At 61.7% G+C, this 16,083-nt stretch carries 13 protein-coding genes; 10 read left to right on the top strand and 3 right to left on the bottom strand.

The annotated features are described in order from the left end of the window. Positions 1-63 precede the first annotated feature (63 nt). The 7 genes from FJW03_RS09890 to FJW03_RS09860 all read left to right on the top strand — a co-directional run bounded on the left by FJW03_RS09890 (position 64) and on the right by FJW03_RS09860 (position 8,272). Positions 64-1,338: an N-acetylmuramoyl-L-alanine amidase gene (locus FJW03_RS09890; protein WP_140766889.1), complete on the top strand. Its 1,275-nt coding sequence runs from the start codon at positions 64-66 to the stop codon at positions 1,336-1,338. A 214-nt stretch (positions 1,339-1,552) separates the two neighbouring features. Beyond that, complete coding sequence (locus FJW03_RS09885; RefSeq protein ID WP_140609739.1) at positions 1,553-4,009, top strand: penicillin-binding protein 1A; 2,457 nt, start codon at positions 1,553-1,555, stop codon at positions 4,007-4,009. Positions 4,010-4,234: 225 nt separating this feature from the next. Then, a protein-coding gene (gene prfB, locus FJW03_RS09880; RefSeq protein WP_140609740.1) for a peptide chain release factor 2 occupies positions 4,235-5,366 on the top strand; the annotation gives its coding sequence in 2 pieces (ribosomal slippage) (positions 4,235-4,300 and positions 4,302-5,366; 1,131 coding nt in all). 308 nt (positions 5,367-5,674) lie between these two features. Further along, on the top strand, positions 5,675-6,052 hold the full coding sequence (locus FJW03_RS09875) for a hypothetical protein (protein WP_140766890.1): 378 nt from the start codon (positions 5,675-5,677) through the stop codon (positions 6,050-6,052). Between the two features lie 206 nt (positions 6,053-6,258). Next, complete coding sequence (locus FJW03_RS09870) at positions 6,259-6,627, top strand: GFA family protein (RefSeq protein WP_140609817.1); 369 nt, start codon at positions 6,259-6,261, stop codon at positions 6,625-6,627. Positions 6,628-6,770: 143 nt separating this feature from the next. After that, the gene (locus FJW03_RS09865; RefSeq protein WP_140609742.1) at positions 6,771-7,421 is read left to right on the top strand and encodes an OmpA family protein; all 651 of its coding nucleotides are present in this window, start codon (positions 6,771-6,773) and stop codon (positions 7,419-7,421) included. Between the two features lie 242 nt (positions 7,422-7,663). Continuing rightward, positions 7,664-8,272 (top strand): hypothetical protein, encoded by a 609-nt coding sequence (locus FJW03_RS09860; RefSeq protein ID WP_140766891.1) that lies wholly within the window; start codon positions 7,664-7,666, stop codon positions 8,270-8,272. Positions 8,273-8,444: 172 nt separating this feature from the next. Here FJW03_RS09860 and FJW03_RS09855 read toward each other — a convergent pair whose 3' ends face one another. Together FJW03_RS09855 and FJW03_RS09850 are read right to left on the bottom strand one after the other, a co-directional pair. Beyond that, positions 8,445-10,034 carry a DEAD/DEAH box helicase gene (locus FJW03_RS09855; protein WP_181173349.1) on the bottom strand — a complete coding sequence of 530 codons (1,590 nt, stop codon included), beginning with the start codon at positions 10,032-10,034 and terminating at the stop codon, positions 8,445-8,447. 191 nt (positions 10,035-10,225) lie between these two features. Continuing rightward, the gene (locus FJW03_RS09850) at positions 10,226-10,999 is read right to left on the bottom strand and encodes an NAD kinase (RefSeq protein ID WP_140609744.1); all 774 of its coding nucleotides are present in this window, start codon (positions 10,997-10,999) and stop codon (positions 10,226-10,228) included. A gap of 966 nt (positions 11,000-11,965) precedes the next feature. Between FJW03_RS09850 and FJW03_RS09845 the strand changes: the two genes are divergently transcribed. The 3 genes from FJW03_RS09845 (at position 11,966) to FJW03_RS09835 (ending at position 15,318) form a co-directional block, all read left to right on the top strand. Continuing rightward, a complete protein-coding gene (locus FJW03_RS09845; RefSeq protein WP_140766892.1) occupies positions 11,966-13,000 on the top strand; it encodes an extracellular solute-binding protein in 1,035 nt (344 codons plus the stop codon). 96 nt (positions 13,001-13,096) lie between these two features. Continuing rightward, complete coding sequence (locus FJW03_RS09840) at positions 13,097-14,524, top strand: amidase (protein ID WP_140766893.1); 1,428 nt, start codon at positions 13,097-13,099, stop codon at positions 14,522-14,524. A gap of 89 nt (positions 14,525-14,613) precedes the next feature. Then, the gene (locus FJW03_RS09835; protein WP_140766894.1) at positions 14,614-15,318 is read left to right on the top strand and encodes a TetR/AcrR family transcriptional regulator; all 705 of its coding nucleotides are present in this window, start codon (positions 14,614-14,616) and stop codon (positions 15,316-15,318) included. A gap of 5 nt (positions 15,319-15,323) precedes the next feature. Here the strand turns inward: FJW03_RS09835 and FJW03_RS09830 are convergent, their stop codons facing one another. Further along, entirely contained in the window at positions 15,324-16,082 is a 759-nt protein-coding gene (locus FJW03_RS09830) for an MBL fold metallo-hydrolase (RefSeq protein ID WP_140766895.1), read from the bottom strand. Between the last annotated feature and the right edge of the window lies 1 nt (position 16,083).

Here is a 16,083-nt window from a genome sequence, read left to right as displayed (position 1 = left end):
AACCGGCACTTCGATGAAACGAGCAGGCGCCCTGGCGCCAAACCGTGAGCGACTGGAAGAGAGATGGGATTGGCAGACTTCACAGACAAGGGATGTCGTGTTGGCGGCCAGATTCTCGGCGCCTTCCGTCTCCTGCTGCTGATGGCGATTTTCCTTGCGTGCTCCTCTGTTGCCGATGCCGCCGATGCACCGCTCGTGGCGAAGGGTTACAAGATGGCGGGCGATGCCACCAAAGTGCGCATCGTCATGGATTTCGATCGCGAGCCGGACATCAAATGGTTCCTGCTGCGTGGGCCCAATCGTCTGGTCATCGACCTGGCGAACACCAGGCTGGCCATCGACGCCAAGGATCTGAAGCCGCGCGGCCTGGTCAAGGGCGTGCGGCTGGGTGAGATCGGCGACGGCGTTTCGCGGCTGATCCTCACCGGCAAGGGGCCGTTCGCCGTCGACAAGCTGGATGTGCTCAAGAACGATGACGGAACCGGCTACCGCATCGCCATCGACATGTCGGCGGCCTCCGAACGGGAGTTCGACATCGCGCTTGCCAACCAGGCGTTGACCACCGGCTCCACGGTTTCGACCGACAAGGGTGGGCGGGTAGGCACCGGCCCGGTCTCCAATCCGGGCCACCGCTTCACCGTCGTCCTCGATCCCGGCCATGGCGGTATCGACGGCGGCGCCGAGGGCCTGAATGGCACCATCGAGAAGAACGTCACACTGGCTTTCGCCACGGAGTTGCGCGACAAGCTCGCGGCTATCGGCAAATATGATGTCTTCATGACGCGTGACACCGATGAATATCTGCGCCTGGACGACCGGGTGCGCATCGCCCGCCAGCATGAGGCAGACCTGCTGATCTCGATCCATGCCGATACGATCAGCGTCAAGGGCATCCGTGGCGCCACCGTCTACACCGTCTCCGACAAGGCGTCGGACCCCGAGGCACAGGCGCTTGCCGACCGCGAAAATCTCTCCGACCAGTTCGCCGGCATGGTTATCAAGGACGACAACAAGGAAGTGACAGACATCCTGATCGATCTGATCCGCCGCGAGACGCACACCTTCTCGATGAGTTTTGCCCACACATTGGTCGGCCAGCTGTCGACCAGCGTGGGCCTCATCAACAATCCGCAACGTTCCGCGGGATTCAAGGTGCTGAAGGCGCCAGACGTGCCATCCGTGCTGGTCGAGCTCGGCTATCTCTCGAACGCCAAGGACGAGGCGCAGCTCCTCAACGCCGAGTGGCGCGGCAAGGCCGCGCAAAGCATCACCAACGCTGTTGCGCTGTTCGCTTCCGCCCGGGCCGGAACCGGAACCGGAACCGGAACCGGGGGCTGACATGCCTCACGGGCACGCGCAACCGGAGGCGGCGTTGCGCGACGACAACACAAGCTGCCTTTATTTCCGGCGCGCGGTCACGAAATCAGGGCTTGCCGTATTTTGTCCACATGGTGGCGACATGGGTTTTCGATTACGGTTTGGGACCGGCTCGAAAGCTTGCGTGGAAGGCGGCTTCGTTTAGGAAATTCCCGAACCAAGGACTGGAGCGGGTATGATTCGTCTCATTGGCTATTTCTTCGGCATCGGCACGACGCTGGCCCTTCTGGTCGCGGCGGGCGTTGCGATTTACATCAGCCATCTGTCCAAGGATCTGCCCGACTACGAGGTGCTGGCCAAGTATGAGCCGCCGGTGACCACCCGCATCCATGCCTCGGACGGCTCGCTGATGGCCGAATATGCGCGCGAGCGGCGCCTGTACCTGCCAATCCAGGCGATCCCGGATCGCGTCAAGGCGGCGTTCCTGTCGGCCGAGGACAAGAACTTCTACAATCACCCCGGCATCGACGTGACCGGCCTTGGCCGCGCCATCATCGTCAACTTCCAGAATCTTGGCTCGGGCAGGCGTCAGGTCGGCGCCTCCACGATTACCCAGCAGGTGGCAAAGAACTTCCTATTGACCGCGGACCAGACCTACGAGCGCAAGATCAAGGAGATGATCCTGGCCTTCCGCATCGAGCAGGCCTATCCCAAGGATCGCATTCTCGAGCTCTACCTCAACGAAATCTTCTTCGGCTTCGGCGCCTATGGTGTGGCCGGCGCGGCGCTTACTTATTTCGACAAGTCGGTGAACGAGCTGACCGTGGCCGAGGCCGCTTATCTGGCCTCCCTGCCGAAGGGACCGAACAATTACCATCCCTTCAAGCATGCCGATCGCGCGATCGAGCGCCGTAACTGGGTCATCGACCAGATGGTCGAGAATGGCTACGTCACGCGTGAGGAAGGCAACAAGGCCAAGGCCGAGCCGCTCGGCGTGACGCCACGCCGCACCGGCACCTATCTTTTCGCCGGCGAGTATTTCACCGAGGAGGTTCGCCGCCAGATCATCGCCCGCTATGGCGAGAACGCGCTTTACGAAGGCGGCCTGTCCGTTCGCACGACGCTTGATCCGAAGATACAGCTCATTGCCCGCAAGGCGATGCAGAACGGCCTGTTGAAGTACGATACGCTGCGCGGTTATCGCGGGCCGGTGAAATCAATCGACGTATCCGGTGACTGGGGCGTGCCTCTGGGCAACGTCAAGGGCCTCGAGGATGTTCCCGAATGGTCGCTCGCCGTCGTGCTCGACAGTTCCGCGACCGGCCTGTCGATCGGCCTGCAGCCCGCGCGCCAGGCGTCTGGCGACATCGTCAAGGAACGTGTCGAAGGCACCGTCAGCAAGGACGACATGGGCTTCGCCATGCGCCATGTGGTCGGCGGCAAGACCGTCAAGGCCAAGTCGCCGGCCGAAGTGCTCAAACCGGGCGACGTCATCTTCGTGCAGAAGAACGAGGGCTCCGACAATGCCTACAGCCTGCGCCAGGTTCCCGAGGTGGAAGGCGGCCTGATCGCCATGGATCCGCATACCGGCCGCGTGCTGGCCATGGTCGGCGGTTTCTCCTACGCCCAGTCCGAGTTCAACCGCGCCACCCAGGCGATGCGCCAGCCAGGCTCTTCGTTCAAGCCGATCGTCTATTCGGCCGCGCTCGACAACGGCTATACGCCGGCCTCGGTGATCATGGACGGACCGATCACCATCCAGAGCGGCAACACGACCTGGACGCCGAAGAACTATGACGGCACCGTCGCCGGGCCGGCAACCCTGCGCTCCGGCATCGAGAAGTCACGCAACCTGATGACGGTGCGGCTTGCCAACGACATGGGCATGAAGCTGGTCGTCGAATATGCGGAGCGCTTCGGCGTCTATGATCATCTGGCGCCGTATTTGCCGATGGCGCTTGGCTCCGGCGAGACGACTGTCATGCGCATGGTTTCGGCCTATTCGATCATGGCCAATGGCGGCAAGTCGATCAAGCCGTCGCTGATCGACCGCATCCAGGATCGCTACGGCAAGACGGTGTTCAAGCAGGATGAGCGTGGCTGCGAGGGCTGCAACGCGCCTGAATGGAAGAACCAGCCGGAGCCGGAACTGGTCGACAATTCCGAGCAGGTGCTCGATCCGATGACCGCATACCAGATCACCTCGATGATGGAAGGCGTCGTGCAGCGCGGCACCGGCGCCACCATCGGCGAGCTCGGCCGCCACATCGCCGGCAAGACCGGAACGACCAATGACGAGAAGGACGCCTGGTTCATCGGATTTACGCCCAACCTCGTCGTCGGCCTCTATATGGGCTACGACACGCCGCGCGGCCTTGGCCATGGCGCCACCGGCGGCGGTCTCGCCGCTCCGATCTTCAAGGATTTCATGCGTGTGGCGCTGGACGGCACGCCCAATGTCGACTTCAAGGTTCCCGATGGCATGAGCCTGATCGCCATCAACCGCAAGACCGGCATGCGGGCGACACCGGGTGACCCGGGCACCATCATCGAGGCCTTCAAGCCAGGTACCGGCCCCGCCGACAGCTATTGGGTGATCGGCATGGGCGCCGACGGCTCCAACGCCTCCGGCGGCGCACTATCGCCGCAGGCCAACCAGGCCATTCAGGACGGTGGCGGCGGCCTCTACTGACGGTTCAAATCCCGACCATGGGCCAGCCCGGGGCTGGCCCATTTCGCTTTACACGCGGCAGCACCGTCCCTATGTATCGCGCCGACCAGAGCAATTCCAGGAAAGTGCCTAGCGGTTTTCCGTCCGGAATTGCGTCAAACAGAAAAGTTGCAGCGATTCGGCGTTTCCTTCAAACACCGATCCGCTCTAACCGTCACTTTCAGCAACAGGACAAAATACCAGGCCATGCGCGCGGAAACGCAGAATATTGTCGACGAGATCAGGCAGGCGATAACCCTGCTGAGGAGGCATCTTTGACTGGGATCAGGCCATTAAACGGCTTGAATACCTGAATGTCCGTGCCGAGGACGCCAGCCTCTGGAACGAACCGCTGGAAGCGCAGAAGCTGATGCGCGAACGCCAAGGCCTCGAGGAAGGCATAGCGGCGGTCAAGGGCCTGACCCAGGCCCTGGAAGACAATATCGGCCTGATCGAGCTCGGCGAGGAAGAGGGTGACGAGGGCGTCATTGCCGAGGCGGAAGCCGCGATCCGCTCGATGCAGGGCGAGGCGAAGGCCCGCCAGGTCGAGACGCTGCTGTCGGGCGAAGCCGACGCCAACGACACCTATCTCGAAATTCATGCCGGCGCCGGCGGCACCGAGAGCCAGGACTGGGCCTCGATGCTTTTGCGCATGTACACGCGCTGGGCCGAGCGCCGCCGGTTCAAGGTCGAGGTGCTGGAAGTGCATGACGGCGAAGAAGCGGGCATCAAGTCCGCGACATTGCTGATCAAGGGCCACAATGCCTATGGCTGGCTGAAGACCGAATCGGGCGTCCACCGCCTGGTGCGTATTTCACCTTATGACAGCAACGCGCGCCGGCATACGTCCTTTTCCAGTATCTGGGTCTATCCTGTCGTCGACGACACGATCGAGATCGACGTTTCCGAATCGGACGTGCGCATCGACACCTATCGCTCCTCCGGCTCAGGTGGCCAGCACGTCAACACCACCGATTCGGCCGTGCGCATCACCCATATCGCCACGGGCATCGCGGTCGCCTGCCAGGCCGAGCGTTCGCAGCACAAGAACCGGGCAAAGGCTTGGGAAATGCTGCGCTCGCGCCTCTACGAGGAAGAGCTGAAGAAGCGTGAGGCCATCGCCAATGCCACCGAAGCCTCGAAGAGCGACATCGGCTGGGGTCACCAGATCCGCTCCTATGTGCTGCAGCCCTACCAGTTGGTGAAGGACCTGCGCACCGGTGTCGAAAGCACCAGCCCGTCGAGCGTGCTCGACGGCGACCTCGATGAATTCATGGAGGCCTCGCTGTCGCAACGCATCGAGGGCGGCGCGGGCGAAGTGATGGCGGACCTGGATTAGGTCAGCCGATGTCCTGCGACGCAGGCCAGCGAATGACAGTCGCGCATTTGGTTCGCCCTTTTTCACCATTGTCGCGACGAGCTGGCGCTGTGTGAAAGCGCGCTGTGGCTGCCGCGATGGCAGCGCATGGGCCGGCTACGCAGCTATTGCTTGCGCCGGCTCGCATTTCGGCTCACCATTAGAGGTAGGAGGAGGCAAAGCATATATGGCCGGTCGCGGCGTATCTGCTGACGGTTCGGCCACTGGGAAGACACGTTCCGGGAACGGGCAAGCGAAATGCTTGAATCTCGTTTGAAAGGAGCGTTGCCATGTTCTCTGCCGGTTTTAGATCGGCCTTTGCCGTTCCATCGGTTGGCCGGCCTCTCCTGCCTCTGTGTGCTGCCTGCGCGATAGCTGCCCTGACGGCGCCAGCCCTGGCGCATGACGCCAAGCCGACCGTGGCCAAACCGCAAGGCTGGAGCTATCCGTTCGCCTGCTGCGCGAACTACGACTGCCGCGAGGTATCGCAGACCTCGATCAGCGAGCGCCCGGAAGGCTATGTCATCAAGGATACCGGGGAGGTGCTGGCCTACAGCGACAGGCGGATCAAGGATTCGCCCGACGGTGAGTTTCATTGGTGTGCTCACGTGGCCGGTCTCGATGCAGGCAAGACGATCTGCCTGTTTGTGCCGCCGCAGTCTTACTGATGCATGTCGCCTGGGTCCCGGTTCCGGGAGCCCGACAAGCATGAAACAGAGACCTAAAGTGCGTCGCCACAATCCGTTCGAACGCGACACGCTTTAGAGCCGCTGACTGCTGTCCGCGGGCAAAAGCCTGCTGACGGACAGTTGTCAGGATCGCTTCTTTATGGTGCCTTGCCGCGCGGGCGGCGGACAATGGAGAGGTGATGTTCATGACCATCAAGGGAAGCTGCCACTGCAAGGCCACCGCGTTCGAGGTTTCGCAGGCGCCAGAAACGGTGACGCGATGCACCTGTTCGTTCTGCTCGAAACGCGGCTCGCTCTGGGCCTACTACACCCCATCGCAGTTCAAGCTTATTACCCCGATGAAAAACGTGACCTTCTATCAATGGGGCTCGAAGACTGTAAAACATGGTTTTTGCCCGACCTGTGGCTGCGGCACCTTCACGGAAACGCCGGATTGGTCGACTGGCGAGCCGGATTTCGACAATCCGAAGATCAGCGTCAATTCTCGGCTATTCGACGATTTCGATCTCGACAAGGTCGAAGTGGTGGTCATTGACGGCAAGAATCTCTGGTAGCCTTCCAAGCGTCAGTCAGCTCCGGGGAAAAGCTGAGGCAGGCGCTTTTGCCATTCCGCTTTTCGCCGTATTTCATGGTACAAGTCGCGGGAAGGGCTGATTTGGCGCCATCGCAATGGCGTGACTTGGAGAGGGACCATCCTATGAAGAAGACCGTGCTCGTCGTTGTGGCGACGGCTTTGCTCGTGAGCGCCTGCACCACGACCGATCCGTATACCGGCGACCAGAAGATTTCCAACACGGCCGCTGGTGCCGGCCTCGGCGCCTTGGCTGGCGCCAGCCTCGGCCTGCTTGCCGGTGGCAATGATCGCCGCAACGCCTTGATTGGCGCCGGTATTGGTGCACTGGCCGGCGGCGCCATCGGCGCCACCATGGATCAGAACGAGGCCGAGCTGCGCCGCCAGCTTCAGGGCACCGGAGTCAGCGTCACCCGCAGTGGCGACCAGATCATCCTCAACATGCCATCCGACATCACCTTCAATGTCGATCAGGACGCGGTGAAGCCCGGCTTCTATCCGGTGCTGAATTCCGTCGCGCTGGTACTGAAGAAGTTCCGCCAGACGACCGTCGATGTCTTCGGCCATACCGATTCGACCGGCGGCGACCAGCACAATTTCGATCTGTCGCAGCGGCGTGCGCTGGCCGTCGCCAACTATCTGTCCGGTCAGGGCGTCGATTCGCGCCGCTTTGCCGTCACCGGCTTCGGCAAGACGCGGCCTGTCGCATCCAATGCAACGGCCGAAGGCCGCGCCCAAAACCGGCGCGTCGAGATCCAGCTTTCTCCGCTCACCTGAACTGGACGGCATGCGAATGCGAAACGGTCCCATGTGGGGCCGTTTTTGTTTGAGCCGATTTCGGCGCTCTTCAGATTGGCGCGCTGGGGAATTAGCTAGTTCTAAATAGCTGCTTTCCTGCGGCCGTGGAAAGGAATAGCATCGTGGCTGTCCAGAGGGGATGAGGCGGTACAACTGGCCGCGCAATCAGCATTTTCCGCCTCCGTCTTGAACGGCCAGATCAGAAAATCTGGGAGGAATGCATGACAAGAACAGCCTGCCTTGGGCGCTGCGGCGTCCTCGCTTTGACGAGTATTGTAGGCGCATCGTTAGGCGTCGCTTCGGCCGTGGCCGAAGACGCCAACAAGGCCGACATCGACGCCTTGAAAAAATCGCTGGCCAAATATCAGGACTACACCGTCGCCGTTCGCGACCTCTATCTGTCGACAGTTGGCTGCGTCTATTACAGCGGAGAAAAGATACCGGGCGCGATGGACTATCCGAAAGGCGCCATGGGCATCCATTTCGTCAACGCTCAAAGTGTCGGCCAAAAGCTCGATCCGATGCGCCCCAATGTGCTGATCTACGAACCGACGAAAAAGGGCTTGCAACTTGTGGGGGTGGAATGGCTGGTGCCGCTGACGCCCGACATCAAGGAGCCGCCGAAACTGCTCGGCCAAACCTTCCAGGGTCCGATGGAGGGACACTACCCGCTCATTCCGAGGGAGTTCGTCCACTACGATCTTCACGCCTGGCTGTTCAGGGACAATCCGAACGGCATGTTCAGCCCGACGAACCCGAACGTGAAATGCAACAAGGCCGAGTTTCCGATGCTGGAAAAACCGACCAAGATGATGCCTGGACCGATGTAAGGGGCGAGTCAGGGCTAACGCATGTCGCCGGAAGCGGCCCCGTCTTGGGAGCACGACACGGATGAAAACAAAGGCCTATGGCGCGTCGCCTGACTCTGTTCTCACGCGACGCGGTTAGACGTCTGCCGGGAGGGCAAGCCGGATGGCTGGCTTGCTTTCAATCGTTCGGCGATCAGACCTTGGCGACGATGCGCATGAAGGCCGGCATGTCGTCGCCGAAGCCGACGGTGCTATCATTGTCTTCTTGATGCTGGCGGGCAGGGCGGTTGCGCTGGGGCCTGGTGTCACCGCGCTCCGGTGCTCGATCCGAGGACGTCTTGCGCTCGGTGTTTTCCGAACGGATCGCATCCTTGCGCGCGCGCCGTTCGACAATGTCGGCCACGGCCGACTCGGGTGCATCGGGCTGTTCGCTCTGCTGGGCAACCGCGGCCGGGGCATCTTCCTCGCTGCGTCGGGCACGACGTTCGCCGCCTCGCTTGCGCTCGCCATTGTCCTTGCGATCATGGGCCTTGCGGTCCTCGTCCTTGCGGCCGGCACGACGCGGCACGCCTTTGCCACGGCGCGGAGCATCATCCTCGCTCTCGCTGGCAACAACCGTCGACAGGTCGCCGTCATGCCACTCGATCTTGGTGCCGATCAGCCGTTCGATGGCGTCGATATACTTGGTGTCGGACTTGGTCGCGATGGTGAAGGACTTGCCTGAGCGACCAGCGCGGCCGGTGCGGCCAATACGGTGGACATAATCCTCGGCATGGATCGGAACGTCGTAGTTGAAGACGTGGCTGACGTCGGGGATATCGAGGCCGCGCGCGGCCACGTCCGAAGCGACGAGATAGCGCAATTTGCCGTCTCGGAAATTAGCCAGCATCTGCATGCGCGCGCGCTGGTCCATGTCACCATGCAGTGCGCCGGCATCGAAATCATGCTTCAGCAGCGAGCGGAACAGCTCCGACACCTCGACCTTGCGGTTGCAGAAGATGATGGCGTTCTTCAGTTCCGCGTCTTCGGCCTTTATCAGGTTGCGCAGCGTCTCGCGTTTGTCCCATGGCTTGGAGCCGGATTTCACCAGCCGCTGCGTAATATTGGTGGCGGTGGAGGCTGCCTTGGAAACCTCGACACGCACCGGGGCATGCAGGAATTTCTCCGTCAGCTTGGTGATCTCGGGCGGCATGGTCGCCGAGAAGAACAGCGTCTGCCGGGTGAACGGGATCATCTCGCAGATGCGCTCGATATCGGGAATGAAGCCCATGTCGAGCATGCGGTCGGCCTCGTCGATGACAAGGATCTCGACACCATTGAGCAGCAGCTTGCCACGTTCGCGGTGGTCGAGCAGGCGGCCCGGCGTCGCGATCAGCACGTCGGCGCCGCGCTCCAGCTTCTTGTCCTGCTCGTCGAACGACACGCCGCCGATCAGCAGCGCAATGTTGAGCTTGTGGTTCTTGCCGTATTTGACGAAGTTTTCCTCGACCTGTGCGGCGAGTTCGCGCGTCGGCTCCAGGATCAGCGTGCGCGGCATGCGGGCGCGGGCGCGGCCCTTTTCCAGCCGGGTCAGCATCGGCAGCACGAAGGAGGCCGTCTTGCCGGTGCCGGTCTGGGCAATACCCAGCACGTCCTTGCCGAGCAAGGCGTGCGGGATGGCGCCGGCCTGGATCGGAGTCGGCTGCGTGTAGCCGGCATCGGTGACTGCGGAAAGCACCTTCGGCGACAGGCCGAGGTCTGAAAAGGTCAACGCTTCTTGAGCGATCGTGGTGTCTGAGGACAAGTGTTGTCGTCTTTGGCTGGTTCGGGGAGGCGCAACGTCATTCGTCGCGGCAAGCGCCGCGCGCCTGCAAAGTTGGTATGCGATTAGGCGCAAGTCCACGATTTGTCAACAGAAACAGGCGGGATTGGCGCGATTGTGAAGTCGTAACCTTAATCGCGATGCTTAATCCGGCCGCTTCTCTCTGTGCCGGCTCAGTAACGGAACTGTTCAGCCAGGATGCGTTCGTTCCAGGAATGGTTGGGATCGAACAGCAAGGTCGCCGTGGCTGTCGGCGATTCCCGCACTGTCACGGAAGTCACCGCCTTGACCTCCGTGTGGTCGGCGGCGGCGTTCACCGGCCGCTTTTCAGGCTCCAGAATGTCGAAGCGCACGGTCGCCTTGTTGGAGAGCAACGCACCACGCCAGCGGCGCGGGCGAAACGGGCTGACCGGCGTAAGCGCCAGAAGCGGAGCGTCGAGCGGCAGGATCGGGCCGTGCGCGGAAAGATTGTAAGCGGTCGATCCCGCAGGCGTGGCGATCATTACGCCATCGCAGCTCAGTTCCTCGAGCCGTATCTGGTCGTCGACACTGATGCGGATCTTGGCCGTCTGATAGGATTGGCGCCACAGCGCCACTTCGTTGATCGCCAGCGCCGACACCGTTTCGCCTTCCGAGGTGACGGCCTGCATTTCGAGCGGGCGGATCGTTTCAGCGACCGCGGCCGCGATGCGCTCGGTGAGCCCTCCGGACCGGTACTCATTCATCAGGAAGCCGATGGTGCCACGGTTCATGCCGTAGACCTTCTTTCCCGTTCCCATCGTGTCGCGCAAAGTCTGCAGCAGGAAGCCGTCGCCGCCCAAGGCCACCACAACGCCCGCGTCCGCGACCGAACACTGACCATAGCGCCTCGTCAGGCTTTCCAGCGCCGCCTTGGCGTCTGCTGTGTCGGACGAAACGAAGGCGATGCTGTTGGCGGCTGTGCTCATGGCTCCCCGATCGCGACCGATTGGCGAGATTCCGGCCGCGCCAGCGCCGGGGTAGCATGGGCGGGCGGGTCTGCAAAGAGAGCCGGTATGTCGGCCAGCGAAACTGCGCCGGGCTGCGTCGCCAAAGCCGGTAGCTCGCGCTTCATGTCAAAGCGCGAGCGAATGTGATGGTTAAGGCGGGGCTTAAACTCTCGTAAACGCGGATCGATCATGTTAGCCGGCATGGGCAGCGTGGGGCGCCCGCAGCACCGCTGTATCCTTCGGGATGTCAAATGGAGGCTGCGGCACTTTTGATCGTGCGCATGATTCCTGGAAAATCCTCATACCCGGGACATGCGCCAGCCAGACGAGGCCGACACATTGCCGGTAACACGCCTGATCGTCGTTTTTGTCATGCTGGGTAGCTTCGCGCTGGTCTTCGCCGAGCTTGTGCGCCAGTCGGAAGCAATGAGCACCAGACCATTACCCACGGCGTCACGCTGCGGCGATGCCGCAGGGATGCCTTGCCCGCAAAGAGCGCTCTAGGTCGCGAAAGCACGATCGTCCATCCACGCCATGGAACCGCCGCCGATGCTCGGCATGTCTTGCCTGCTGCTGGATCGCCTGCGGTCTTGGCGGAAACCGAGGAATCGAGGGCCAGACTATCGGATTTCGCTTCCCGCCAACAGCCGCGGCTGAGCCTGCGCCGCCATTCTGTCAGCGGCTCGCCGCCTGGAAAGTGCAGGGCATCTGATTAGGTCGCGGTAGTGCCGGCGAAAAGATATTGACTGTATAGTTAGTTATAATTTAGCCTCGGGGATAACCGAGTTGGCCAGCCGGCATTTGCCTGTGAATGGCCGCGAAGAGGGAAATATCTCGACAGCCGTCCGGCCCATCATCGGGACGAAAGGCGTCAACAGGCTTGTTCATCGCAGGAAATGGACCTGAGGCGGCGACGCGGCCGGTCCCAACAATGGGAGCACTAGCATGAACTGGAAACTGACAGCGGCGGCCGTTGGGCTATCGCTTTTCGCCGTAACAGGCATTGCCCGCGCCGATGGCGAACTCAACATCTACAACTGGGGCAACTACACCAGCCCGGACCTGATCAAGAAGTTCGAGGAGACCTACAAGGTCAAGGTCACCGTCACCGATTACGACTCCAACGACACCGCGTTGGCCAAGGTCCGCCAGGGCGCGTCCGGCTACGATATCGTGGTGCCGTCGGCCAGCGTCGTGCCGATCTGGATCAGCGAAGGTCTGCTGCTGGAGACCGATCCCAACAAGATGGAGAATTTCAAGAATGTCGATCCGCGATGGGTCGATGTTCCCTTTGATCCGGGCCGTAAATACACGGTTCCATGGCAGTGGGGGACAACGGGCATTTCGGTGAACAAGTCGGTCTATGCCGGCGATCCGAACACATCTGCGATTTTCCTCGACCCGCCACCGGAACTCGCCGGTAAGATCAATGTCGTGCCCGAAATGGGCGACATCCTTTTCCTCGCCATCGCCTATGAAGGCGGCAAATACTGCACCGACGACATGCAAGTCCTGAAGAAGGTGCACGACAGACTGATCGCGGCGAAGGCGAAATGGCTTTCGCTCGACTACGCGGCCGTCGACGGCCTGGGCAGGGGCGACATTGCCGCCGGCGTCAACTGGAATGGCATATCGCTGCGCGAGCGGCTGCAGAACGACAAGATCGTCTACGGCTATCCGAAGGAAGGCTTTCCGATCTGGATGGACAATGTCGCCGTCCTCAAGGACGCCAAGAATGTCGAGAACGCCAAGCTTTTCCAGAATTTCATCATGGACCCGAAGAATGCCGCGATGATCTCGGCCTTCGCGCGCTACGCCAATGGCATCAAGGGCTCCGACACTTTCATGCCGGACGACATGAAGGCCGCGCCTGAAGTGGCAATTCCGGCCGAATTTGCCGCCAAGGGCCAGTTCATGCAGGCCTGTCCGCCGAATGTGCAGGCGCTCTACACGAAAATCTGGACCGATCTCCAGAAATAGCGCTGCCAACCCAATCCGAGAACAGCCACCGGGCCGCAATGCGCGGCCCGGCCACCTTCATGCCAAGTGCGGTCTCTTGATCGCGGGAGACTTCCGATGTCCGATCTCGACATTTGCTACATGCCGGCCCATGAGGCGCTGCGGCTGTTCAAGGCGAAGAAACTCTCGCCCGTCGAATTGATGCGGGCCACCATTCGCCGCGCCGAAGCCACAAAATCGGCGATCAACTGCTTCACGTTCACGCATTTCGAGGAGGCGATGGAGCTGGCCGCCAAGGCCGAGGCGAAATACGCCAAAGGCGCCAGAACCGGTGCGCTCGAGGGCCTGCCGATTGGCATCAAGGACGAGAGCTACATCAAGGGCAAGCCGACATCGCACGGTTCGCTGCTGTCGAAAGATGCCATTGGCGGCCACACCTCGACCATGAATGAGCGCATCGTCAAGGCCGGCGGCATCGTCCACGCGCGTACCGCGACGCCGGAATTCAGCTGCGCCGGCTATACCTGGTCGAAGCGATGGGGCGTCACGCGCAATCCATGGAACCCGGACTTCACTCCGGGCGGTTCATCGGGCGGCGCGGCGGCGACGCTGGCTTCGGGCACCTCCGCGATCGCGACGGGATCCGACATTGGCGGGTCGATCCGCATTCCCGCATCGGCTTGCGGCCTTGTCGGCTTCAAGCCGCCCTACGGCCGAAACCCGGATGATCCGCCCTTCAATCTCGACTTCTACTGCCACACGGGACCGTTGGCGCGAACCGTGAAGGACGCGATCCTGCTGCAGAACGTCATGGCCGGGCCAAGCCCGCTCGACATCGCGACGCTTCGCCCCAAATTGCGCCTGCCGTCCGACTATAAGCCGATCCAGGGCTGGAGGATCGCTTTCTCCATGGATCTCGGCTCCTATGAGGTGGATCCGGAGGTTCGCAAGAACACGCTTACCGCGTGCGACGTCTTCCGGTCGCTGGGCGCCACTGTCGAGGAGGTCGATCTGGGCTGGGGCGATGAGGTGCTCAAGGCCGCCATGATGTATCTTGAGCATCTGTTCGGCGCGTCGCTGTCGCAACTGCTCCAACGGCACGCCGACGACATGACCAGCTATGCCCGCAAGTTCGCCGAGGACGGGCAAAAGTCGAAGGCCACGGATTTTGTCGCAACACTGGATGTCGCCGCCAGGATGTACCAGACCCTTGGGCCGTTGCTGGAAAAGTATGACGTGCTCATCTGCCCGACAAACGCTATCCCGGCGGTTCCGGCGGAGTTCGACCAGACCAGGGACACTGTCGAGATCAACGGGAGGCAGGTGAACCCATCGCTGGGCTGGGTGATGACGACGCCGTTCAACATGATGAGCCGCTGCCCGGTTCTTTCCATACCGTCGGGCCATGCCGCCAACGGCGTGCCGACAGGCATCCAGATCGTCGGCCGCACCTATAGCGACGCTCACGTTTTCCGGGCCGGGCTGGCCTATGAAACGGCTCGGGGGCAATGGTATGGAAATGCCGGGACACGCCCGTCGCTTTAAGCGGTTTGGGGGATGAGCCGGCGGTCCGTATGGCACAGCAATCCGTGCGGCGAAATAATTCCGCCGCAGGTCCGAAAGGGCTGACGAAAATGGCGCAGCGCAAGGCAACCGCAAAGCCGGAGAAACACAAGGCTGCGACGACGAAGGGCAGGGAGTCGGCAAACGATGCCGTTCCCAGGGACCGTCGGCGCGAACGCGGCGAAGCGAGCGTGCAGCGCATCATCGACGCCACCATCGAGCTCATCGCGGAGGAGGGCCTGGCGAGCGTCACCATGCAGCGCATCGCCGAACATGTCGGCTCGTCCAACGCGCTGGTCGTCTTCCACTTTCGCAGCAAGGAGAACTTGTTCCGGGCCGTCCTGCAATATCTCAGCGATCAGTATGATGAGCTGTGGTTCAACCTGGTGCGGGCGCCCGGCCTCTCGCCGGTTGACAGGCTGCTGGGAGCCGTCGAATGCGCGCAACGTTTTGCCCGGCAGCATCCGAAATGGGTGTCGGTCTTCGTCGTGTTCTCCAGCGACCGCAAGAGCATGCAGATCTACAATGAGATTGGCCTGCCCAGTGACCTCGCCTACACCGCCGAAGCGCGCGAATTGCTGATCGAGATCGCGCGTGGCGGCGGCTATGCCGGCGTCGATATCAACACTCTCTCAGAGAGTCTGAATTATCTAGTTCATGGTGCGTGGTACTGGGATCATCTGAACCCTTCCGGGCGCGATACCGACGTTCTGCGCAAGACGATGCTGCTCCTGCTGCATCAGGCATTTCCGCGACATTTCGAATTGATGCGTTGAGCCTGTTAGGGGTGCTGCCGCAAATGGCAGCCGGCCCGGCGCTTGTGCGCCAGGTACTCGTCGATCAGCTGGCGGTAGCGCACTCTGCCGAAGCTCGGGAAATGGCCACCATGCACGACCAAGACATCAAGGTCGCGCATGGCGATCAGCGTGGCCATATAGTCCGGGATGTCCGAGTGGTAGACGTCGTCGATCAGCGGGCCGTCATAGACGATGTCACCGGACAGCAGGATGCCGGTCTTTGTCTCGTAGAGCGCGATGCCGCCAGGCGAATGGCCCGGCGTATGGACGACCTCGAAGGCACGGTCACCGAGATCCACAATATCGCCATGCTCAAGCAGACGGTCGGCCGGCGCGGGTAAAATGTCGTAGCGCGCGGTGTCCCAGCCTTGCGGCAGCCGATCGAACATTTCGTCGGTGGCGTAGCGGTCGGCAACCGTCCATTCGCTGCGCGGATCGGCGAGGATTTCCGCTTCGGCGCTGTGCACGCAACGGTCGGGAAATTCGTGGTGACAGCCGATATGGTCGAAATGCGTGTGGCTGGCGACGCAGATGAGCTTGCGCTCCGTCAAAGGCACATGCGTGCGCAGGCTGAAATGGCCGAGCCCGGTGTCGAAGAGGAGATCGCGGTCGCGACCGCGCACATGCCACATGTTGCAGCGGAAGAACGGTTTGATCCATGGTTCATGGATCAGCGTGACGCCGTCGGCCATGCGGATGGTCTCGTACCAGTCTGCCGCGTCGATAGCTGGAAGCACACTCATG

This window comes from Mesorhizobium sp. B4-1-4, assembly GCF_006439395.2.
Taxonomy (GTDB): domain Bacteria; phylum Pseudomonadota; class Alphaproteobacteria; order Rhizobiales; family Rhizobiaceae; genus Mesorhizobium.
Note: the sequence above shows the minus strand (reverse complement) of the source record. Positions and strands in the feature narration are given on the sequence as shown.